The organism is Nocardia sp. NPDC056000, from assembly GCF_042269265.1.
Taxonomy (GTDB): domain Bacteria; phylum Actinomycetota; class Actinomycetes; order Mycobacteriales; family Mycobacteriaceae; genus Nocardia.
Genome location: NZ_JBHJXS010000015.1, coordinates 94,771 through 114,666, shown reverse-complemented (window position 1 = coordinate 114,666; position 19,896 = coordinate 94,771). Strand labels below are relative to the sequence as shown.

Here is a 19,896-nt window from a genome sequence, read left to right as displayed (position 1 = left end):
GGTGTCGTCGTGCGGGTGATCATCGCCGAGGATGACGCGCTGTTGCGGGAGGGGTTGGCGCTGCTGTTGAAATCCGCCGGGATCGAGGTGGTGGCGGCGGTCGACAATGCCGATGATCTGCTCGCCGTGGTGACGGCGGATCGGCCGGACGCGCTGGTAGTGGACGTGCGGATGCCGCCCACGTTCACCGATGACGGATTGCGGGCGGCGGTGCGGGCCAGGCGGATTCACCCCGGACTGCCGGTGCTGGTGCTGTCGGCGTGGGTAGAGGACAGTTATGCCGCCGAACTACTCGGGGACGGTGCGGGCGGGGTGGGGTATCTGCTCAAGGAGCGGGTCGGGAAGGTGGATCGGTTCCTGGAGTCACTGCACCGGGTCGCTGCGGGCGGGACCGCCATGGATCCGGAGGTGATCTCGCAGCTGCTGGTGCGGCGCAAGGCCGATGATCCGCTGTCCGCGCTCACGCCCCGGGAACGGGAGGTGCTGGCGCTGATGGCCGAGGGCCTGGACAACAGCACCATCGCCGAACGACTGACGGTGTCCGAAGGCGCTGTGCTGAAACACATTCGGAGTATCTTCGCCAAGCTCGGCCTGTTCGCCGACGAGGTCGGGCACCGCCGGGTGCTGGCGGTGCTCGCCTATCTCAACGCCTGACCGGACGCATCAATCCCGCTGGCAGGTCACATCATTCGCAGGCAGCGTGCCGTCCAGGAAATACTTGTTCACCGCCGCGTACACGCAGTTGTTCGGATAGCGGCCGAAGATCCAGTGGATGGCGACATTGTCCAGCGTCACCATGCGCGAGGCCGTCATCGCCCGGTGCAGGCCCTGGGCATTGCCGTAGCTGGTGCGGGTGTCGCCGGTGGACTGCACGATCAGCGCGGGTACCGAATTGTCCACGGCCGTACGTTCTTCCAGCGGCGGAGCCCAGAACGCGCACGGGGTGATGTTGTTGGTGAACGCGCCGAACACCGGCTGGGTGGGGCGGGCCGCTTCGATATTGCGCCAGTACCACGCCGGATCGCGGGGCACCGCGGCATCACCGCACATGATGGCCATCTGCGCCGCGCCGTCCTCCGGATCGGCCTTCAGCATGTAGGCCAGGGATTTCAGAATGCCCGGGTCCGGATCGATCGGGAGACCGTCGGCCGCGTCGGCGAACAGCCGGACCATATCGGAGACCGCGTCGTAGGCGCGCGGATCATCGAGGACGGTGAACAGCATCATCGGCAGCGCATGGTCGTCCACATCGTATTCGCCCACCCGAATGGGCTTTTCGGCCGCGCGCCGAATCAGATTCTGAACGGTGGCGCGCACTTCTTCCCGGGTGCCGCCGAGCCGGTAGGTGTTGTTCTTCGCGGCCGCGGAGTCAGCCCAGGCGTCCAGGGCCGCCTCATTCGGCACGCCCATATCCCGCACCATGTCCACCGCCCCGTAGCGGGCCGGATCGACCGCGCTGTCCAGCACGATGCGATCACTGCGCTCGGGGAACATCTGGGTGTAGACCGCGCCCAGGTAGGTGCCGTAGGAGGTGCCGAAATAGCTGATCTTCTGCTCCCCGAGCACCTGGCGGATGACATCCATATCGCGGGCGGTATTGCGAGTGGTGAAGTACCGCAGTCGTTCTCCGCCGGAGGTGGCGCAGCGGGCCGCGAGTTCAGCTTGGGAGGCAACCGATTCCGCGTAACCCGCGGCGTCGATTCCGGCCGATTGCAGACCGAATCCGCGCGGCCAGCCGCAGTGCACCGCGGATGAGCGGCCGATACCGCGCGGGTCCATGCCGATCAGGTCGTAGCGGGCGCGCACCTCGGGGGTCATCGCGGCGGCGATCTCCGGGGTGAAGTCCAGGCCCGCGCCACCCGGGCCGCCCGGATTGGAGAGCATGATGCCGCGCCGGTTCGCGGTATCGGTGGCGGCCATCCGCGATATCGCGACGGTGATCGTCTCGCCCTGCGGGGCAGCGTAATTCAGTGGAACGGTGATATCGGCGCACTGCGCACCCGCCTTGTCCAGGCTGGCCACATCGCACGATTTCCACTGCGGCCGTTGGTCATAGAACCCGTCGAGCGCGGGTTCGGCATCGGCGGGCGGGACGATGGGGGTGACGAGCAGCGCGCCGATCACCGCGGCGACACCGGTCAGGACGCCCGCGCCGATGGTCAGGCGGCGTCTGGTGCGGCGGTTGCCGCGCGGGGCTGCAGCGCCGGAGACATCATGGGAATTCACCGCGTCGGGGGCATCGTGCGAGGACGCCGCCTGATCGCCGGGGCGGTCGCGCTTGGAGTGGCGCACAGTTATTCCTTCCAAACATGCTGAGATGACGGGTCGGGTTGCGGCTCAGTGCGATTCAGCTCGCGCAGAACGCGGTGTCCACGACCTTGACGACCAGCTCGTCGGTCGCCTCGTCGGTGGGGAGCTGGTTCACCGTGACGGTGATCGCGGTGCCGTCGGCGAGCACGCCGTTGCGGGTTTCGAAGCCGGGGATGCTGCCGCCGTGGCCCCAGATCTCCTTACCGCAGGTGTTGGCTTCGCGTATGAGGCCCAATCCGTATCCCGCGCCGGGCATCCGGTCGAAGGGCACGGTCTGCTTCATCTGCTCGAGCAGGGCGGTGGGAACCAGGTCCCCCTTCATCAGTGCGATGAAGAAGCGATTGAGTTCGGCTCCGGTGGAGACCATGGCTCCCGCGGTGCCGCCCCAGGAGGGATTGAGATCGGTGTAGTCCTGCTGCTTGCCGTCGATCACCTGGTATCCCCTGGGATGTGGTCCGCGGATGACGGTTTCGCCATCGGCCGGGAAGTAGGTGTCATGCAATCCGAGTTTGCCGATGATGCGGGCGTCGATCTCGGCGGCGGCGGATCGGCCGGTGATCTTCTCGATGAGCATGCCGAGCAGCTGGTAGTTGGTGTTGGTGTAGACCGAGCGCGCGCCGGGCGCGTATTGCGGCGGCATCGTCATCGCGGTGCGGACCAGTTCGGCCGAATCATATTGCCGGTAGCGGGTTTCGGGCCGCAACACCTGCACCTGTGCGGGATTCGGGGGCTCCGTCGCCGCCGGGTTGGCACTGGCGAGGTAGTCGGGCAGACCGCTGGTGTGCTGGAGCAGTTGCCGCACGCTGATCTTGTTGCCGTCATTGCCGCTGCCCTGCACCACGCCCGGCAGATAGCGCTCGATGGGCGCGTCCAGGTCGAGCTTGCCTTCGGCGACCAGTTGCAGCAGGACCGTGGAGACGAATGTCTTGGTATTGCTGCCGATTCGGACCTGCGCGTTATCGGCGATGGGTGCGCCGGTGGTGACATCGCCGACGCCCGCGGTCAGGGTGCGCTGTCCGTCCGGTCCGGTGATGACCACCTGGACGCCCGGGATTCCGCCTTGCACGGCCGCGTTCATGGCGTCGGCGATGGCGCGGTTCCGGTCGGGGCTGTTCGGTGCGGGCGTGGTGTCCCCGCTACCGCATCCGGCCGCGGTGAGTGCCGCGACCAGTCCGAGTCCGGCCAGCGCGGTACGGCCGCGATGCCGCGCGAGTGTCCTCATGAGAAGGCGTTCCTCCTGTTCAGGCCGGGTTGTCCGGCGGATTCCAGCCTAGGAAAACGGCTCTGACCTGCCCATCCGGTGAACACCCTGATCTTTGGTAGCGCTAGCGCTACCGGTGGTATGCAACTCGTTGCATAACGCGGCGAATACGCCTACTGTCCGAATTGCAGGGTTTCGCCCCGGCCTCGCATGGACGCGCGGATTATCGAACCGGGGCGAAGGCAAGGGAGAGGGAGCTGACCATGACGCAAGAACGCAAGCCGCTGGCGGGCCGGACCATGATCATGTCGGGCGGCAGCCGCGGCATCGGGCTGGAGATCGCCAAGCGAGCGGCGGCGGACGGCGCGAACATCACGCTGATCGCCAAGACCGATACTCCGCATCCGAAACTGCCCGGCACCATTCACACCGCGGCGGCCGAACTGGAGCAGGCGGGCGGCACCGTCCTCAAGTATGTCGGCGATGTCCGCGATGACGGCGCGGTGGCCGAGGCGGTACAGCAGACCGTGCAGCGTTTCGGCGGCATCGATCTGGTGGTGAACAACGCGTCGGCAATCGACCTGTCCCCCACCGAGATTCTTCCCATGAAGAAGTACGACCTGATGCAGGACATCAACTGCCGCGGCAGCTTCCTGCTCTCCAAGACCTGCATTCCGGCCCTGAAGGATTCCGCCCAGGCGGGCCGCAACCCACACATCCTGACCCTGTCGCCGCCGCTGAACCTGGACCCGAAATGGGCCGGGGCCTCACTCGGCTACACCATCGCCAAATACGGAATGTCCCTGACCACACTGGGTTTGGCCGAAGAACTGCGCAAGTACGGCATCGGCGTGAACTCGCTGTGGCCCCGCACCACCATCGCCACGGCAGCGGTGCGCAACCTGCTCGGCGGCGAGGAAATGGTGGCCACCTCCCGCACCCCCGACATCTACGCCGACGCCGCCTACCTGGTCCTGACCTCCCCCGCCAAGGACACCTCCGGCAACTTCTTCCTCGATGACGAAGTCCTTGCCGCCCACGGCATCACGGACCTCGACAAATACCGCGTCATCCCCGGCGACGGCCCCCTCACCACCGACCTGTTCCTCTGACCGACAGCACCGCGACAACGAAAGTGATTGCGCGATAACGTAATTCCGGCACTCTGCGGCTCCAGGTATATTCGCGTTCGATCGAAGGGAGCGAATTCACATGGAGCAGCAAAGGTTTGCCGTCGGGCTGGGTGTCACCGGGATACTGTTCGCGGTCGCCATCGGCTCCGGCGCGCCACAGGCGGCCGCCGACGAGCTCGCACCCGGCGTGTCCTGCAACGGATACAGCTGTGTGAACGACACCGATGACACCTATCGGATCGAGTCGGATGTGGAGTGTTCCGCCTGGACGGTCATGAGCCGTCGGACCATCCACATCAAGACCTACGTGGCGCCGCACACCACCGCGAAGGTGGTCGCGTCCTGCCCCATGTACCAGGAGCCGGCCACCTCGCAGTCGGTGCCGCCGACCAGGCGGCCGGACGGCACCTTGCAGCACCACCTGCCGGAGACCGTGCCGGGGAAATTCATCCCCACCTATCCACAGGCCATTCGGTACCGGAGCGCACAGGTCGACAACAATCCGCCACCCCCGCCCACCGGCTCCTTCGGCTAGCGGTGGCCCGGTCGAACACGGCTCCAGATGCTGGAGCGTGCCTCGCGCTCGGCCAGCGCTTTCAGGGTCAGCAGTTGTTTGCGCATCATGAGGAAATCGCCCAGGACCGGTAGCGCGAGGAGCCAGGGCGGACCGGGGAACCGGACTCGGGCGTGCAGTCGGCTGGTGCCCGGCGCCGGTCCGGGGTGGACCGCGTAGGTGACGACCGCCGCGCGGGCGCGCAGGGTGATGCGCGTTCCCGGGGTGAAATCGACGAGTTCGAACAGGGTCATGAAGCGCTGTCCCACAGCCAGTTCGGTGAGTTCCGGGGTGCGGCCGGGTGGGCTGTGGCGGCCGAAGTTGTCCAGGAGGTCGTAGCTGTAGGGCGCGACGCGAAGTTGGCAGAGCCAATCGAACACCAGCTGCGGTGCGGCGTCGACGGGAACGGCCCGGTCGCAGACCACCGCCGCGCCGGAAGCCGCACCGTCGCAAGGCAATCGCATGGCGATCTCGGCGGGGGTTACGCCCCAGCGCTGCCCGATCACACCGGCGTCCGCACGGCGGCGGCTACGCGTCTGAGCATGGCTCGCACCACCAGACGATGTCCGCCGGAACCGATTACCAGGGCGCGGTAGAGGCGGCCGTGCAGGCCCGGGAACACGGCGCGGGTTTCGGCGGTGAGGCGGGTTCGGGTGGGGGTTTCCTCGGTGAGGGTGAAGGTGAGGGCGTAGCGGGAGAAGGGGTGGTGGCCCACGGCGGCGAGCCGATTCGGCGGGTCGGCGGCGTCGAGGGTGAATCCGCGCGGGAGTGTGCTGAGATCATTCGGGTTCTCGCAGGTCGTGCGCAGTAGGGCGGACCATGTTCCGGCGCGGTCGGCGGGGACTATTGTGGAATGCTCATCGATATAGGGCAAACGCTCCATATAGAAGGACTGTACTAGTTCATGGCACCTCCCCGGAAGCACGACACCGATGTGATCCTCGACGCGGCGCGCACCCTCGTGCTGCGCGATGGGCCGCGGGCGGCCAGCGTGGCCGCCATCGCGGAGGCCAGTGGCGCGCCCGTCGGGACGCTGTACCACCGGTTCGGCAATCGCAATGGGGTGGTGATCGCGGCCTGGCTGCGCGCGCTGGAGCGTTTTCAGAGCGGGGTGGTGAACGCGGCTGTGGCGCAGCCGGATCCGATCGAAGCCGCGGTGGCCATGACCACCGCGTCGCTGACGTTCGGACGGGAGTTGCCCGAGGACGCCAAACTGCTGCTGAATCTGCGGCTCCGCGATCTGCTCGACGGCACACCGGATACCGAATTCAACGAGCGACTGGCCGTCATGAACGAACCACTGTTCGCCGAATTCCATCGGATCGCGCGGGGCATCTTCGGTTCCGACGGCGAACGCGAACTCGACGCGGTCCGCCGCGCGGTGGTGGACCTGCCCTACGGCGCGCTGCGGCGTTTCGCGCAGACGGCGTCGTTCCCGGACTGGCTGGACGACGACCTGACCGCCGCCACCCGCACGCTGCTCACCGCACCGCGCTGATCCCGCCACATCGATACGAACGAAGCGGCCGCACCCCTGTGAGGTGCGGCCGCTTCGATGTTCGGATCGAACTCACTTCGGGTCGATGCCGTAGAGGCGTTCCCAGTTCTCGCGGCTGGTGAGTTCGGGCATGGCGGCGCGCCACTGCTGCTGCAGGGACGGGAGCTCCTCGCGCAGCTGCTTGAGCACCTTGTACGCGCGGACCAGCAGACGACGCGCGGTTTCCTTGTCGCGGCGGCGAATTCGCACACCGGACTGGGAGGCGTCGGTGACCACCACGTGGTCGTAGAGGCCGATATGCCACCAGTGCGCGTCTTCGCGGGTGACGCCGACGACGCCCGGAATGGTGCGGCCGGTCCACTGGGTGAAGGCGCGCTTGAACAGGATGAGCAGCGGGCGGCTGGGTTCACCGCCGGCGCGGCGCAGGTGCACGTGCGCGTTCACGACCGGTGCGGTCGCCGCCGGATGCTTGATGGTCTCCGGGTAGTCGGCGCGCGAGCCGCGGGCGGTGGCGAGGGCTTCGATTCCGCCGTCGCGCAACGCCTTCGGGCCGCGCAGGTAATCCTCGATACCGGACAGGGTGGTGTGCGCGAGACCGTACTGCATACCGACCAGGTATTCGCCGATCTCCCGGAAGAGCTGGCGGGTAATGGCTTTGGCGTCGAGATCGTGATGCAGCGAGGACACGATGAGCGAGTTGCGCGAGCTGAAGTAGCGCGCCCAGTCGTCGAAGTCCTTCCAGTAGAAGTCGGCGTGCCAGACGGCGGCGTTGGGCAGGGTGACGGTGACGAAACCGTTCTCCCGTGCGCGCAAACCGTATTCGACGTCGTCCCACTGGAAGAAGATCGGCACCGGCAGCCCGATCTTCTTGACCACCTCGGCCGGGATGAGGCAGGTCCACCAAGCCTGGTAGCCCGCGTCAACGCGGCGTTCCTGGTTCTTCTTGAGCATGCTGGTGTTGCGCAGCGCCTTGGACACCTTCTGCCCGTGCCGCAGCGTGGCCAGATTCGTCTCCTCCGCACCGACATTGAGGTAGTCGGGGTTGTAGAGGAACAGCATCTGCGCGCCCACCAGGGTGGGTTCGGTGGTCATGTTCGCGAAAGCGTTGAGCCGCAACACCGTTTCCGGCTCACACAGGATGTCGTCGTCCATCAGGATGATGTCGGCGTGCTCGTTGGCGCCGGACACCTCGTAGAGGCCGCGCGTGAAGCCGCCCGCGCCACCGAGATTCGGCTGCCGGATGTAGCGCAGCTTGTCACCCAATTTGGGTGCCGTCTCGGTGTAGAGGGGTTGATCCTGCACCAGATCGCTGCCCTGATCGACCACGTACACCGCGTCGATGGCGTCGAGCACGGTGGCGTCCGAGGCGAGCGCGGCCACGGTGGCCGCGCAGTCCGGCGCGCGGTTGAACGTGCAGATGGCGATGGCCACCGGGCGCACGTGATCCGGTGCGGGCGCGGTCCATTCCAGATCGCTGACGGTGACCTCGCCGCCGATGGCGTCGATCTCCAGCCACAGCGCGCCGCCGTCGATGAACATGTCCAGGGCCGTGGTCAATACGACCCGCCCGGTCTCGCCGGTTTCGGCGGTCGCGACGACACGCCGATGCCCGGCGATATCGGAGGCGGCCAGTCGCACCTTGGTCTTACCGCCGACCTCGAGGGTCATGGCGACCTCGACTGCGGTGACGGTGGTCCAGCGCTGCCAGTAGCTGGCGGCGAAGCGACCGAAGTAGGTGTTGGTGTGCGCCTTCGCGCCTTTGTCCAGTCGCAGGCTGAAGCGTTCGCGATGTGCCTTGCCGCCCTTGACGACCGCGTACAGCTCATCGCTGATCCGCGGCGCGGGACCGGTGAACAGTCCGCGCGCGAGCACCAGCCGCTCGGGAGCCGCGTGATCCGCACGTAGCGTCGCGGGGGCTCCGGCGGTCAACCGGTCATTGATTTCGGTCACGGCTTGGCCAGCCGACGCATCCATGAATTCCCTCGACATCCTTTGAAAACAACAGACACCGGCAACACTTGACGTGGACGCACACCCACTGTCACCGCTCGGCCCGGCGACAATATCAATCGTCGGGCATAGCGTCAGCGCGAACCCGCGTTAACGCGATTCTTCGCGCGCGCCGGTGAAGACGAATTTGTCATATGCCCAGTAGCGGAAGACAACCGCGACGATCTGGCCGATGAGTGTTCCGGAGATGTTGTCCGCCAAGGGACTGGACAGGTCGAGCACATACCGGGAGAAGCCGAGGCAGCTCAGTTGCAGTCCGATGGCGACCACATTGAACAGGGCGTAGAGGACGTATTCGCGCGTCTGGCTGCCGCCCTTCTTGTGCGCGAAGGTCCACCATTTGTTGCCGAAATAGGTGACCACGGTGGCGACGCCGATGGCGATGATCTTGGCGAGCAACGGCTGATGGAACAGCGGGCCCTCGCCGCCCGCGAACACCAGCAGGTTGTAGGTGCCCGCGTCCACGGCGAAGCCGAGCAGGCCCACGACCAGGAACGCACCGCCCTGGCGTAGCGCCGAACGCACCTTGTCGACGAGGGTTTGCGGAACGCTCTCGGCGGACTCCGCGGGACTGACGCCGGGGGTCGCCGACTCACTGCTGGGCACTCGGCGACGGTACCGCAGCATTCTCGGGTACCCTCCCCGTGTTCGTATTCGCCTTCCGATCACATCGAGGATTGACCGGGTGGACCCCACCGAGCTCCGAATTGCCGCCGTGGTTCCGTGCCACAACGAAGAGGCCTCGGTCGCACAGGTCGTCACCGACCTCAAGGCCGCCGTGCCCGGAATCGTCGTATATGTCTACGACAACCGGAGTACCGACGCGACCGCAGAGCGGGCGCGCGAGGCCGGCGCGATCGTGCGTCACGAATATCGGAAGGGCAAGGGCAATGTGGTGCGCCGTGCCTTCGCCGATATCGAGGCCGATGTCTATTTGATGATCGACGGCGATGACACCTATGACGCGTCCGCCGCACCGCGCATGATCGAAGCGCTGCTATCCGGGCCGTACGACCATGTGCTGGGCGTGCGCCGCGAGATCGCCGGTGAATCCGCCTACCGCCCGGGCCATGAGACCGGTAACAAGGTCCTCAATGGCGTTGTGGCGCAGGTGTTCGGCGAGAATGTCGAGGACATGCTGAGCGGATACCGGGTGTTCTCCCGGCGATTCGTGAAGAGTTTCCCGGCGGTTTCGCGCGAATTCGAGATCGAGACCGAATTGACCGTGCATTCACTGCATCTGCGCGTCCCGCAGACCGCGGTGCCGGTCGGATTCAAGGATCGTCCCGAAGGCAGCGAATCCAAACTGCGCACCTACACCGACGGTTTCAAGATCCTGCGGCTGATCGTCGGCCTGGCCCGGCATGAGCGCCCGGTCGCGTTCTACGGCCTGTTCGGCACGCTGGCCTGGTTGATCTCGATCATTCTGATCACCCCGATAGTGATCCAGTTCTACGAGATCCACGAGGTGCCGCGGTTCCCGACGCTGTTCCTGGGCTTCACGCTGCTGCTGCTCGGCAGTCTGGCCTGGACCGCGGGCCTGGTGCTGGACGGTATCCGCCGGTCCCGGCACGAGGCCGCCCGGCTGATGTACCTGCGCTATTCCGCCGTCGGAGCGGATGAACCCGCCGATGAACGCTCGGGCGGTACCCGGCGATGACCCCGCCTGCCACACCCACGAATGGCCGTACAGCACAATCGGACATCGTGGTAACCGAGGCAAGCGACAGCACGGCCGCGAACGCGACGGCATCCCCGGACGGGGCGGTGCGGACCGTCATCACCGCACCCGCGACAACCGCGCCCGAACCGGTGGAACCGGAATCGAGCGGGCTCGCGGGCGCGATCGCCGGAATCGAAAGGCGTTTCGGCGCGGCCGCTTTGGCGTTCCTGCTGATCGCCGGGGTGTTCGGCGCGGTGTGGTCGGTGCTGACGCCGCCGTTCTGGGGGCATGACGAGATCACCCAGTTCGGGCGCGCCTATCAGGTGGCGCACGGCGGGTTCCTGCCGGAGAAGATCAAGGACGATCGCGGTCCCGCCTGGGGCGGTCAGGTTCCGGTCACCATCGACGCGCTGCAGAGCTACGCGTTCGACGACTATCAGAACAACAATGACGAGCCGGAGCCGAAGGTCGCCGATCCGGACGCCTACGACCGGCTGGGTTCGGCCGCGGTATCCAAGCACACCACGCAGGTGTGGTTCACCAATACCGCCGCCTACTCGCCGATTCCGTATCTGCCCGCCGCGGCGGGCATTCGGATCGCCGAGGTGCTGGATCTCGATGTCGGCGGGACCATTCTCGCGCCGCGCTGGGCCGGACTGCTCGCCTATCTGGCGATCGTCGGGTTCGCGCTGCGCACGCTGCGCGGGCATCGCATCCAATGGCTGGCGCTGACGGTGGCGGTGCTGCCGATCGCGCTGTTCCAGGCCGGGACCGTCACCGCGGACACCGTCACCAACGCGCTGGCGCTGCTGGTGTCGGCGCTGGTGGTGAAGGGCCTGTTCCTGGGTGAGCGGCTGTCCCGCCCGGAAACCGTTGCGGCGCTTGCCGCCACGATTCTGCTGCCGGTGTGCAAGCCGACCTACGTGCTGCTGGCCATGCTCATCGTGGTGATCCCGGCGCGCAATCTCGGTTTCGGCGGTACCGAGCGCATCGCGGTGTGGCAGCGTCTGCTGCCGTGGGCGGCCGCCGCCATCGGCGGTATCAGTTTCGCGCTGTGGATGAAGATCGCCGCGCCGACCGGTGACGGCATGAGCCTGATGCGGCCGCAGAAGCAGTGGGGCACAGTGCGTCCCGGCGATCAGCTGCATAACGTCCTGACCGATCCGGGCCATTTCATCCGGGTGTTCGGCGACAGCATCGCGCGCCGCGATCAGCGCTGGTTCATGCAGTTCTTCGGTGAATTGGGCTTCGCCTACGTCGATGTTCCGGCACTGACCGTCTGCGCGAGCCTGGTCGCCTTCGCCGTGAGCGTCGGCATCGCCGACCGCCTCACCGGCGACCGCCTGCGCACCTGGGTGGTCCTGCTGACCATGGCGGCAAGCGTCGCGATGATCTACGTAACCCTCTACATGTCCTTCACGCCGGTCGACTATTTCATCATCGACGGCGTCCAGGGCCGCTACTTCGTCCCCCTGGCCCTGCTCACCCTCGCGGTGTTGCTGCGCTGGATGCCGTTGCGCCTCACCGGTTCCGATAACCGCACCCCCAGCCGGGGTCCGGCGATCACGGTGATAATCGCGACCGTCATTTCGCTGACGGCCGCGGCGGTTACCTATTCCACGGTCGTCTGGGGCTAGAGGACTTTTTCCCCGGCGGCCGCGTAGGCGTTCTCGGTGGCGGTTTTCTGTGGCCGCCACCAGTTCTCGTTGTCGCGGTACCACCGCACGGTGTCGGCCAGTCCGGTGCGGAAGTCCGAATATCGGGGTTTCCAGCCGAGTTCGGTGCGCAGCAGGGTGGAATCGATGGCGTAGCGCAGGTCATGGCCGGGGCGATCGGTGACGTGATCGAAGTCGTCCGGAGCGCGGCCGAAGGTCTCCAGAATGAGCTGTACGACGGATTTGTTGTCGCGTTCGCCGTCCGCGCCGATGAGGTAGGTCTGCCCGATTCGGCCGTGCTCCAGAATTTCCCAGACGGCACTGTTGTGGTCGTCGACGTGAATCCAGTCGCGCACTTGATGTCCGGCGCCGTAGAGCCGCGGCCGCACCCCGTCGATGAGATTGGTGATCTGCCGTGGAATGAATTTCTCCACATGCTGGTACGGCCCATAGTTGTTGCTGCAGTTGGAAAGTGTGGCCCGCACCCCGAAGGACCGCACCCAGGCGCGCACCAGCATATCGCTCGACGCCTTGCTGGCGGAGTACGGACTGGACGGGTTGTAGGGCGTGGCCTCGGTGAACGCCGCCGGATCGTCGAGCTCGAGATCGCCGTAGACCTCATCGGTGGAGATGTGGTGATACCGCACCTGATGCTTGCGCACGGCCTGCAGCAGCGAATAGGTGCCGACGATATTGGTTTGCACGAAGGGCCAGGGATCGGCGAGCGAATTGTCATTGTGTGATTCGGCGGCGAAATGCACCACCGCGTCCACTCCGCCGACCAGACGGTCGACCAGCGCCGCGTCGGCGATGTCGCCGTGCACGAACTCGATGCGATCGGCGATCGAGGCCAGCGAAGCCCGATTCCCGGCATAGGTGAGTTTGTCCAGGACTGTCACCTGGACATCGGGACGGGTGGTCACGGTCTGATGAACGAAGTTCGCGCCGATGAAGCCGGCGCCTCCGGTTACGAGCAATCGCACATCGAAAACCCTACGTCGCCTTCGGAGTCCGGCGGCGTGCGGTCTCCATGTTGCGGTTCCTACACCGTTCCACCGTTTCCCGGGAGCGGAATCGGACACAAGAAGGAAACAAGTTGACCACCGAATACTCGTACTTTCATACGGAAAGTCATGAATTCGTGGAATACCCGAGACTTTCGGGTCAGGATCATTCCGGTTTTACGGGAAAACACTGTGACCTTCGCCACAAAGAGACCGCATAGTAACGAACCGGCCGACAGGAAGCACACCCGAAAACCATACGTACGCAGCACATTTCCGGAAGCTGACGAACCGCGTGACTGGCGAGGTGAACGTAATTTGAACAAACGGTCACGGCCGGTTCACCGCTCGTTAGCTGTCCTGGATTTCGATTCTCCTGTCCCCCCGAGCTCTTCCCCGATGAGGTTCTGAAAAAAATGCTGATGAGGAAATTCGCCGCCACGTCGGCGCTGCTGATCGCCGCTATGGGCATCACCGCCGGCACCGTGAACGCGGCGCCCGCGACCGATGAGGCCGCTGCGATCAACTACACCGCGACCACCACCGACACCAACACGGTCATCCGGACCGATGCCGGCTCCATGGTCGTCGAGGACGGCGTCTTCAAGATCAAGGCCGCCAACGGCGCCACCATCGCGGGCACCGAGCTCAACTTCCGGGTGGACGACTTCGTGTTCCCGATCGCGGCCAACATCTCGGACCACACCGCGACCCTGACCCCCGAGTTCGTCGCGGACAAGGCCGTTTACAAGCCTGTCGCACTGCCTTACGAGAACCAGGCTCCCTGGAAGAACGACTACGACCGTGAGCAGGCCGCCTGGAACCGCCTGAAGGACACCATCTCCATGGGCGCCACCATCGGCACCCTGGTCGGTGGCATCGGCGGCGCGGCCATCGGCTGTGTCATCGGTGGCGCGGTTTCCGCGACCCTGACCGGCGCCCTGACCGCCATGTTCGGCGCGCTGCCGGCCGGCATCGTCGGCTGCATCGCCGGTATGGCCGCCATCGGCTTCCTGGGCACCCTCGCGGGCCAGCTGTTCGTGACCGCCCCGGTCGCCATCCTGGCCGCGGTGCAGTACTTCACCACCATCAACGCCGCCCCGGTGGCTCCCGCGAAGTAATTCGCAAGCAGTACAACGAAATCCCCCGCCCGGACCACCCGGGTGGGGGATTTCGTCGTATCAGGCCGTCCGGGCGATCTGCGCGGATTCGATTCGGGCGCGGACGAATTGGGCCACGTGCGCGAGCGCGGCCCGGCTCTCGGGCATATTCGGGAAGATGGCCATGAACGCGTGCACCTGGCCCCGCCAGATCTCCAGGGTGGCCGGTACGCCCGCCTGGGCGAGCCGCTGCGCCATGATCTCGCTGTCCCGGCGCAGCACCTCGTCCTCGGCGACGATGAGCAGCGCGGGCGGCATTCCGGCGAGCGGGTTGTTGACCGGTGAGAGTTGCGGATCCAGGCGGCCGTTCACCTCCGCGCCGAGCTTCACCACGGTTTCCAAGGCGGAGAGCGGGATCAGCGAATCGCGGTGGTAGTTGGGGTGCGCGCGCTTCTCGGTGCAGTCCAGATCCAGTGCGGGACACAGGCCGACGAGTCCGGCGGGCACCGGGAGTCCGGCATCGCGGGCGCGCAGTGCGGTCGCGAAGGTCATATAGCCGCCCGCGGAGTCACCGGCGAACACGATGCGCGATGCGGGCACGCCGTGGCTGAGCAGCCACTGGTAGGCGGTGAGGCAGTCGGTGACCGAACCGGCGATATCGGTCCGGGGCAGTTGCCGGTATTCGACGCTGACCACGGGCATTCCGGTGCGCCGGGCGATCGCGGCGACCACGGGCCGATGCGTATCGAGTCCGCAGAGGAAGAAGCCGCCGCCGTGCATGTACATCACGACGCCGTCGCTCATGGCGCTGCGCGCTCCGGCGGGCCGCACGATCTCCATGCGGAAGCCGTTGAGCCGCACCTCTTCCCGTTCCACCCCGCGCGGTGCGGGCCGCAGCCTGGCGAGACTGTTGATGACGCCGCTGACGATCGGCATGGCGCCTTCGGTCAGGGTCATGAGTTCCCCGGCGGGCCGGATGGTCGCGCGGCTGACGGCCTCCAGGGTGCGTGCGTAGACGCTGACGGTATCGGGATTGACGACCGGGGCCTCGGCGTGGTCGTCGCGGGTCTTCGCCATTGCGCACCTACCTCATTGTTGGCGCGCCGAGCCGTTCGTCCGGAGAACCGAAGCGGGCTCGGGTTACCGGCGCGGGAGAGTCGGCGCTGACATCTCACATAGCGTCGTTTCAGAACACCATGGGAACGTGACCTACGCAACAGATATCGCCGGAATGGTATGGCCGCAAACGACCGTGACGGTTTCGCGGCGCAGTCGGAACCTCCCCGCTCTCGCTCGCAACGGAACTGGCAGACTCTCGTGACATGCGTGGAATCATCCTGGCGGGCGGCACGGGGTCGCGTTTGCACCCGATTACGCGCGGGGTGAGCAAACAACTTGTCCCCGTGTACGACAAACCGATGGTGTACTACCCGCTGTCCACCCTCATGCTGGCGGGCATCCGGGACATCCTGGTCATCACCACCCCCGAGGACGCGGACGCGTTCACCCGGCTGCTCGGCGACGGCAGCCAGTTCGGACTGAATCTGAGCTACGTCGTGCAGCCCGAACCCGACGGGCTGGCGCGCGCCTTCGTGCTCGGCGCGGAGCACATCGGGAACGAGACCGCCGCACTCGTGCTGGGCGACAACATCTTCCACGGTCCGGGCCTGGGTCAGAGCCTGGGCGGGTACGCGCACGTGGACGGCGGCGCGGTGTTCGCGTACCGGGTCTCCAATCCGACCGCGTACGGTGTGGTCGAATTCGCCGACGGCAAGGCCATTTCCATCGAGGAGAAGCCCAAGACGCCGCGCTCGAACTACGCGATCCCGGGGCTGTACTTCTACGACAACGACGTGCTGGCCATCGCGCGCGAGCTGAAGCCGTCCGATCGCGGCGAATACGAGATCACCGATATCAATCGCGCCTACCTCGAACAGGGCCGATTGAATGTGGAGGTGCTGCGCCGCGGCACCGCGTGGCTGGACACCGGCACCTTCGATTCGCTGCTGGATGCCGCCAACTACGTCCGTACCATCGAGGAGCGCCAGGGCCTGAAGATCGGGGTACCCGAGGAAGTGGCCTGGCGTATGGGTTTCATCGACGACGAGCAATTGGACGCGGCCGCCCGGCCGCTGGTGCGCTCCGGTTACGGGGCCTACCTGCTGCGCCTGCTGGAACAGGGACGAGTGGAATGAGCATGCGAATTCGCGAACTGGCGGTGCCCGGCGCGTGGGAGTTCACCCCCGCCCTGCACGGCGACCAGCGCGGAGTCTTCGCCGAGACCTTCAAATCCTCGGAGTTCGAGAAGATCGTGGGGCGGAAATTCGAACTGCTCCAGGTCAATACCTCCACCTCGGCGGCGGGGGTGCTGCGCGGTATCCACTACACCGAGGATCCGCCGGGCCAGGCCAAATACGTGACGTGCGTGCGCGGCGCGTTCCTGGACGTGGTGGTGGATCTGCGGCCCGGGTCGCCGACCTTCGGGCGGTGGGACAGCGTCGTCATCGACGATGTGGAGCGTAAATCGGTATTCCTGGCCGAGGGGCTGGGTCACGCGCTGCTGTCGCTGGAGGACGATTCCACCGTCATCTATCTGTGCTCGCTGGAGTACGCGCCCGAATTCGACCGGGATCTGGACGCTTTCGATCCGGACCTGGGCATCGAATGGCCGGAGCTGGATCGCTACGGGAACCCGCTGAGCTTCACCCGCTCCCCCAAGGACGCCGCGGCTCCGCGCCTGGCGGATCTGAAACTGCCGCACTGAGAACGACTTCCGAATACACCACTGGGGCGCACCGTGTACTACGGTGCGCCCCAGGTCTTTCGGTATGGCCGTCGCCCGTGTGAGCGGCGGGCGTCGGCCCGGTGTCTCAGCCGACCAGTGCGACCTCCGGCTCCTGCTCGACGGCCTTACGCGCCTTGCGCTTGGGCAGGTAGACCGTGAGGGCGACCAGCGCGCCGACAATGGCGACACCGGCGGCGAATTCCAGTCCGGGGCGGTAGTTGTCGAGCACCGCGGCGGGGCTGGTGTCGGTGTGCGATCCGGAGGAGATGATCGCGGTGGTCACCGCGAGCACGATGGCCGCGCCGACCTGCATGGCGGTCTGCAGAACGCCTGCCGCCAGGCCCTGTTCGTCGTCATCGATGCCACTGGTGGCCTGGATGTTGATGGCGGGGAAGCCGACCCAGCCGATGCCGACCAGCAGTACGGCGGGCAGCAGCACCGTCAGGTAGGCGGGTGCGGTGTCGATGCGCAGGTACATCAGGTAGCCGATGGCCATGATGGTCATGGTGACCGCGATGATCGGCCCGGTGCCGAAGCGATCGACCAGCTTGTCCGAGACGAAGGCCGAGGCGACCACCAGCAGACCGACGGGCAGCAGCGCCAGCGAGAGCTTGAGCGGCGACCAGCCGAGGGTGTCCTGCAGGTACAGCGTGGTGATGAACTGCCAGCTGAAGAAGGAACCGGCGACCGCGATGATGGCCAGGCTGGCCCGCCACAGCGTGGGCTTCTTCAGGATGCCGAGGCGAACGAGCGGGTAGCGCACCCGCTTCTCCACCGCGACGAATCCGGCGAACAGTGCGGCGACCGCGACGAACGAGATGATGGTGCGCGCCGAGGCCCAGCCGGCTTCGGGAGCCGAGACCACGGTGTAGACCAGCAGCAGCATGCCCGCGGTGGACAGCAGCGCGCCGAGCAGATCGTGACCGCCCTCTTCGGCGGGCCCGTCCTTGGGCACCAGGTAGAAGGCCGCGATCAGGGCCGCGATGGCGACCGGGAAGGGCAGCAGGAAGGTCCAGCGCCAGCCGAGACCGGTCATGAGTCCGCCGAACAGCAGGCCCATGGAGTAACCGCCCGCACCGAACACGGTGTAGATGGACAGCGCCTTGTTACGGGCCGGGCCCTCGGCGAAATTGGTGGTGATGATGGACAGTCCGGTCGGCGCGGTGAACGCGGCGGCCAGGCCCTTGATGAAGCGGGTCAGGATCAGCAGCGGACCGGAGCTCACCAGAGCGCCCGCGAGAGAGGCGATGGCGAATACGGCCAGGGCGATCAGGAAGACCTTGCGCCGGCCGAGCAGGTCGGCGGTGCGGCCGCCGAGCAGCAGCAGGCCGCCGTAGCCGAGGACATATCCGGAGACCAGCCACTGCAGGGTGGAGGTCTGCAGGTCGAGTTCGGTGCCGATGGACGGGAGGGCGACGCCGATCATCGATACGTCCAGGCCGTCGAGGAACAGCACGATGCACAGGGTGATGAGCATGCCCCAGAGCCGGAGCGTCCACTGCGTGGAGTCTGCCGCGGTGCTCACTGCGGGGCGTAGGTCTGTGGAAGTCACGAGAGAGGACAGTACATGCACACGCATATGTTGTCCAAACATTTAATGCGGTTGCATGAGTTGCACTCTCGCACTAAGATGGCGGCCATGCCGAAGCCGACAACGACTGTCGAACAGGTCGTTCCTGATGCTCTAGTAGCTCAGTGGCGCGATCTTCTCGCCCGGCACGCGACGACCTCCTGCGCCCTCGAGAAGGAACTGCAAGGCCGCCACCACCTCGGGCTCAGCGAATTCGAAACCCTCGACCGGCTCATGGACGCCGGGGTCGAGAGCTACAAGATGGCCGATCTGGCCCACGACATCCATCTGAGTCAGAGCGCGCTCTCACGTGCGGTGGCGCGGCTGGAACGCGATGGACTGGTCAGCCGCACCCTGTGCGCGGAGGATCGGCGAGCAATCTTCGTGTGCCTCACCGATAAGGGCCGCGAACTGCACAGCGAAGCCGCGCCCACGCACCGCGAGGTGCTGGAGCAGTCGCTCAGCGAATAGATTTCGCGCGAAAAATACTGCGGCGCGGCGGTTTTCACCACCGCGCCGAGTAATGAGCCGCGTTCAGACCGTGGCGCGAATGGTCTCGATCAGCGGGAGCGCGTCCACCGCGATGGTGGCCGCCGCCGCGAACGCCTCGCGATACCGCTCCACATCGGGTTCCTTGTCCAGATAGGACGCACCCGTCAGCGATTCCACGTAGACCACCGGCGGTTCGGTCTGTTCGGTTGCGGTGGAAGGGAATTCGAGCAGCACGAAGCGCCCGGCGTCCATCCCGTGGTGATAGCCGCAGTCGGCGGGCAGCAGCCGCAGCCGCACATTCGACAGCTCACCCAGTTTGCGCAGCTTGTCCAGCTGGCCGATGGTGACCTCGTCACCGCCGATGCGATGCCACAGCACGGCCTCGGAGATGATCACGTCCAGATGCACCGGCGATTCGGCGCGGGTGAGCAGCGACTGCCGGGCGGTGCGCACCCGCACGCGCCGGTCCATCTGCTCGGCGGAGATGCCCGGATTGGCACCGGCCAGCACCGCGCGCATATACGCCTCGGTCTGCAAAAGCCCGGGTACCAGCTCGTTTTCGTAGGTGGTGAGCCGTGCCGCCGCCTCTTCGAGCCCGATGTAGACCTCGTACCCCTCGTCGATCACATCGCCGAACTCGGTCCACCAGCCGCGCGCCTTGGTTTCCCGGGCCAGGGCGGTGAGCGGTTCGATGGCGTCCTCGGGCGCGCCGTAGATGCGGCACATGGCCTCGACATCGAGGCTGCGCAGTGAGGTCTGCCCCGTTTCTATTCGCCAGATCTTGGCTTCGGACCATTCCAGCCGCTGCGCTGCCACCCGGGTCGTCATCCGGGCGCGATTGCGCAGGTCGCGCAGGTGACGGCCGAGTTGCCGCCGCGGCATGGTGGATCCGGTGATGCCCTGCGGTAGTGCCATCCCTCCC

The 19,896-nt window shown here is 66.2% G+C and carries 20 protein-coding genes; 10 read left to right on the top strand and 10 right to left on the bottom strand.

Annotated features, from left to right (window positions below; all coding sequences use genetic code 11):
• Positions 1-9 precede the first annotated feature (9 nt).
• Positions 10-654: a response regulator gene (locus ACFC4D_RS37245; RefSeq protein WP_376070536.1), complete on the top strand. Its 645-nt coding sequence runs from the start codon at positions 10-12 to the stop codon at positions 652-654.
• A gap of 9 nt (positions 655-663) precedes the next feature.
• On the opposite strand, the gene ACFC4D_RS37240 is transcribed toward ACFC4D_RS37245, so the two are convergent.
• Entirely contained in the window at positions 664-2,292 is a 1,629-nt protein-coding gene (locus tag ACFC4D_RS37240) for an alpha/beta fold hydrolase (RefSeq protein ID WP_376070533.1), read from the bottom strand.
• Positions 2,293-2,347: 55 nt separating this feature from the next.
• A complete protein-coding gene (locus ACFC4D_RS37235) occupies positions 2,348-3,532 on the bottom strand; it encodes a serine hydrolase domain-containing protein (protein WP_376070530.1) in 1,185 nt (394 codons plus the stop codon).
• Between the two features lie 242 nt (positions 3,533-3,774).
• Between ACFC4D_RS37235 and ACFC4D_RS37230 the strand changes: the two genes are divergently transcribed.
• On the top strand, positions 3,775-4,623 hold the full coding sequence (locus tag ACFC4D_RS37230) for an NAD(P)-dependent oxidoreductase (protein WP_364637198.1): 849 nt from the start codon (positions 3,775-3,777) through the stop codon (positions 4,621-4,623).
• A 100-nt stretch (positions 4,624-4,723) separates the two neighbouring features.
• Positions 4,724-5,179, top strand: coding sequence for a hypothetical protein (locus ACFC4D_RS37225; protein WP_376070527.1), 456 nt, complete (start codon positions 4,724-4,726; stop codon positions 5,177-5,179).
• On the opposite strand, the gene ACFC4D_RS37220 is transcribed toward ACFC4D_RS37225, so the two are convergent.
• Both ACFC4D_RS37220 and ACFC4D_RS37215 read right to left on the bottom strand, forming a co-directional pair.
• Entirely contained in the window at positions 5,176-5,703 is a 528-nt protein-coding gene (locus ACFC4D_RS37220; protein ID WP_376070525.1) for a hypothetical protein, read from the bottom strand. The genes ACFC4D_RS37225 and ACFC4D_RS37220 overlap by 4 nt on opposite strands.
• Entirely contained in the window at positions 5,700-6,080 is a 381-nt protein-coding gene (locus tag ACFC4D_RS37215; RefSeq protein ID WP_376070523.1) for a hypothetical protein, read from the bottom strand. The genes ACFC4D_RS37220 and ACFC4D_RS37215 overlap by 4 nt, the downstream gene beginning before the upstream one ends.
• 21 nt (positions 6,081-6,101) lie before the next feature.
• Here ACFC4D_RS37215 and ACFC4D_RS37210 point away from each other — a divergent pair, with 21 nt between their 5' ends.
• The gene (locus ACFC4D_RS37210) at positions 6,102-6,695 is read left to right on the top strand and encodes a TetR/AcrR family transcriptional regulator (protein ID WP_376070519.1); all 594 of its coding nucleotides are present in this window, start codon (positions 6,102-6,104) and stop codon (positions 6,693-6,695) included.
• Between the two features lie 72 nt (positions 6,696-6,767).
• On the opposite strand, the gene ACFC4D_RS37205 is transcribed toward ACFC4D_RS37210, so the two are convergent.
• Together ACFC4D_RS37205 and ACFC4D_RS37200 are read right to left on the bottom strand one after the other, a co-directional pair.
• Entirely contained in the window at positions 6,768-8,669 is a 1,902-nt protein-coding gene (locus ACFC4D_RS37205) for a glycosyltransferase (RefSeq protein WP_375961890.1), read from the bottom strand.
• 126 nt (positions 8,670-8,795) lie between these two features.
• Entirely contained in the window at positions 8,796-9,311 is a 516-nt protein-coding gene (locus ACFC4D_RS37200) for a GtrA family protein (protein WP_364637190.1), read from the bottom strand.
• Between the two features lie 79 nt (positions 9,312-9,390).
• On the opposite strand from ACFC4D_RS37200, the gene ACFC4D_RS37195 reads away from it, so the two are divergent.
• Both ACFC4D_RS37195 and ACFC4D_RS37190 read left to right on the top strand, forming a co-directional pair.
• Positions 9,391-10,365 carry a glycosyltransferase gene (locus ACFC4D_RS37195; RefSeq protein WP_364637188.1) on the top strand — a complete coding sequence of 325 codons (975 nt, stop codon included), beginning with the start codon at positions 9,391-9,393 and terminating at the stop codon, positions 10,363-10,365.
• Positions 10,366-10,412: 47 nt separating this feature from the next.
• Entirely contained in the window at positions 10,413-12,005 is a 1,593-nt protein-coding gene (locus tag ACFC4D_RS37190) for a DUF2142 domain-containing protein (RefSeq protein ID WP_375961887.1), read from the top strand.
• Here the strand turns inward: ACFC4D_RS37190 and rfbB are convergent.
• A complete protein-coding gene (rfbB, locus tag ACFC4D_RS37185; RefSeq protein WP_375961884.1) occupies positions 12,002-13,006 on the bottom strand; it encodes a dTDP-glucose 4,6-dehydratase in 1,005 nt (334 codons plus the stop codon). The two genes, ACFC4D_RS37190 and rfbB, sit on opposite strands and share 4 nt — an antisense overlap.
• 437 nt (positions 13,007-13,443) lie before the next feature.
• Between rfbB and ACFC4D_RS37180 the strand changes: the two genes are divergently transcribed.
• The gene (locus ACFC4D_RS37180; protein WP_375961882.1) at positions 13,444-14,148 is read left to right on the top strand and encodes a hypothetical protein; all 705 of its coding nucleotides are present in this window, start codon (positions 13,444-13,446) and stop codon (positions 14,146-14,148) included.
• A 60-nt stretch (positions 14,149-14,208) separates the two neighbouring features.
• Here the strand turns inward: ACFC4D_RS37180 and ACFC4D_RS37175 are convergent, their stop codons facing one another.
• Positions 14,209-15,204 carry an alpha/beta hydrolase gene (locus tag ACFC4D_RS37175; protein WP_375961879.1) on the bottom strand — a complete coding sequence of 332 codons (996 nt, stop codon included), beginning with the start codon at positions 15,202-15,204 and terminating at the stop codon, positions 14,209-14,211.
• 245 nt (positions 15,205-15,449) lie between these two features.
• Between ACFC4D_RS37175 and rfbA the strand changes: the two genes are divergently transcribed.
• Positions 15,450-16,322, top strand: a complete 873-nt coding sequence (gene rfbA / locus ACFC4D_RS37170) for a glucose-1-phosphate thymidylyltransferase RfbA (protein WP_364637176.1) — start codon at positions 15,450-15,452, stop codon at positions 16,320-16,322.
• Positions 16,323-16,324: 2 nt separating this feature from the next.
• On the top strand, positions 16,325-16,891 hold the full coding sequence (locus ACFC4D_RS37165; RefSeq protein WP_375963812.1) for a dTDP-4-dehydrorhamnose 3,5-epimerase family protein: 567 nt from the start codon (positions 16,325-16,327) through the stop codon (positions 16,889-16,891).
• 106 nt (positions 16,892-16,997) lie between these two features.
• Here the strand turns inward: ACFC4D_RS37165 and ACFC4D_RS37160 are convergent, their stop codons facing one another.
• Positions 16,998-18,464 carry an MFS transporter gene (locus ACFC4D_RS37160; RefSeq protein ID WP_376070516.1) on the bottom strand — a complete coding sequence of 489 codons (1,467 nt, stop codon included), beginning with the start codon at positions 18,462-18,464 and terminating at the stop codon, positions 16,998-17,000.
• An 87-nt stretch (positions 18,465-18,551) separates the two neighbouring features.
• Here ACFC4D_RS37160 and ACFC4D_RS37155 point away from each other — a divergent pair, with 87 nt between their 5' ends.
• The gene (locus ACFC4D_RS37155) at positions 18,552-18,953 is read left to right on the top strand and encodes a MarR family transcriptional regulator (protein WP_375961874.1); all 402 of its coding nucleotides are present in this window, start codon (positions 18,552-18,554) and stop codon (positions 18,951-18,953) included.
• Positions 18,954-19,016: 63 nt separating this feature from the next.
• On the opposite strand, the gene ACFC4D_RS37150 is transcribed toward ACFC4D_RS37155, so the two are convergent.
• Entirely contained in the window at positions 19,017-19,889 is an 873-nt protein-coding gene (locus ACFC4D_RS37150) for a helix-turn-helix domain-containing protein (protein ID WP_375961872.1), read from the bottom strand.
• Positions 19,890-19,896: the final 7 nt, after the last annotated feature.

Excerpts from the sequence above, each read along its gene's own strand:
- ACFC4D_RS37175 (WP_375961879.1), bottom strand. The coding sequence starts at position 15,204 with ATGGCGAAGACCCGCGACGACCACGCCGAGGCCCCGGTCGTCAATCCC.
- ACFC4D_RS37235 (WP_376070530.1), bottom strand. The coding sequence starts at position 3,532 with ATGAGGACACTCGCGCGGCATCGCGGCCGTACCGCGCTGGCCGGACTC.
- ACFC4D_RS37210 (WP_376070519.1), top strand. The coding sequence starts at position 6,102 with ATGGCACCTCCCCGGAAGCACGACACCGATGTGATCCTCGACGCGGCG.
- ACFC4D_RS37180 (WP_375961882.1), top strand. The coding sequence starts at position 13,444 with ATGCTGATGAGGAAATTCGCCGCCACGTCGGCGCTGCTGATCGCCGCT.
- ACFC4D_RS37150 (WP_375961872.1), bottom strand. The coding sequence starts at position 19,889 with ATGGCACTACCGCAGGGCATCACCGGATCCACCATGCCGCGGCGGCAA.
- ACFC4D_RS37215 (WP_376070523.1), bottom strand. The coding sequence starts at position 6,080 with ATGGAGCGTTTGCCCTATATCGATGAGCATTCCACAATAGTCCCCGCC.
- ACFC4D_RS37155 (WP_375961874.1), top strand. The coding sequence starts at position 18,552 with ATGCCGAAGCCGACAACGACTGTCGAACAGGTCGTTCCTGATGCTCTA.
- rfbA (WP_364637176.1), top strand. The coding sequence starts at position 15,450 with ATGCGTGGAATCATCCTGGCGGGCGGCACGGGGTCGCGTTTGCACCCG.
- ACFC4D_RS37205 (WP_375961890.1), bottom strand. The coding sequence starts at position 8,669 with ATGGATGCGTCGGCTGGCCAAGCCGTGACCGAAATCAATGACCGGTTG.
- ACFC4D_RS37225 (WP_376070527.1), top strand. The coding sequence starts at position 4,724 with ATGGAGCAGCAAAGGTTTGCCGTCGGGCTGGGTGTCACCGGGATACTG.
- ACFC4D_RS37230 (WP_364637198.1), top strand. The coding sequence starts at position 3,775 with ATGACGCAAGAACGCAAGCCGCTGGCGGGCCGGACCATGATCATGTCG.
- ACFC4D_RS37165 (WP_375963812.1), top strand. The coding sequence starts at position 16,325 with ATGCGAATTCGCGAACTGGCGGTGCCCGGCGCGTGGGAGTTCACCCCC.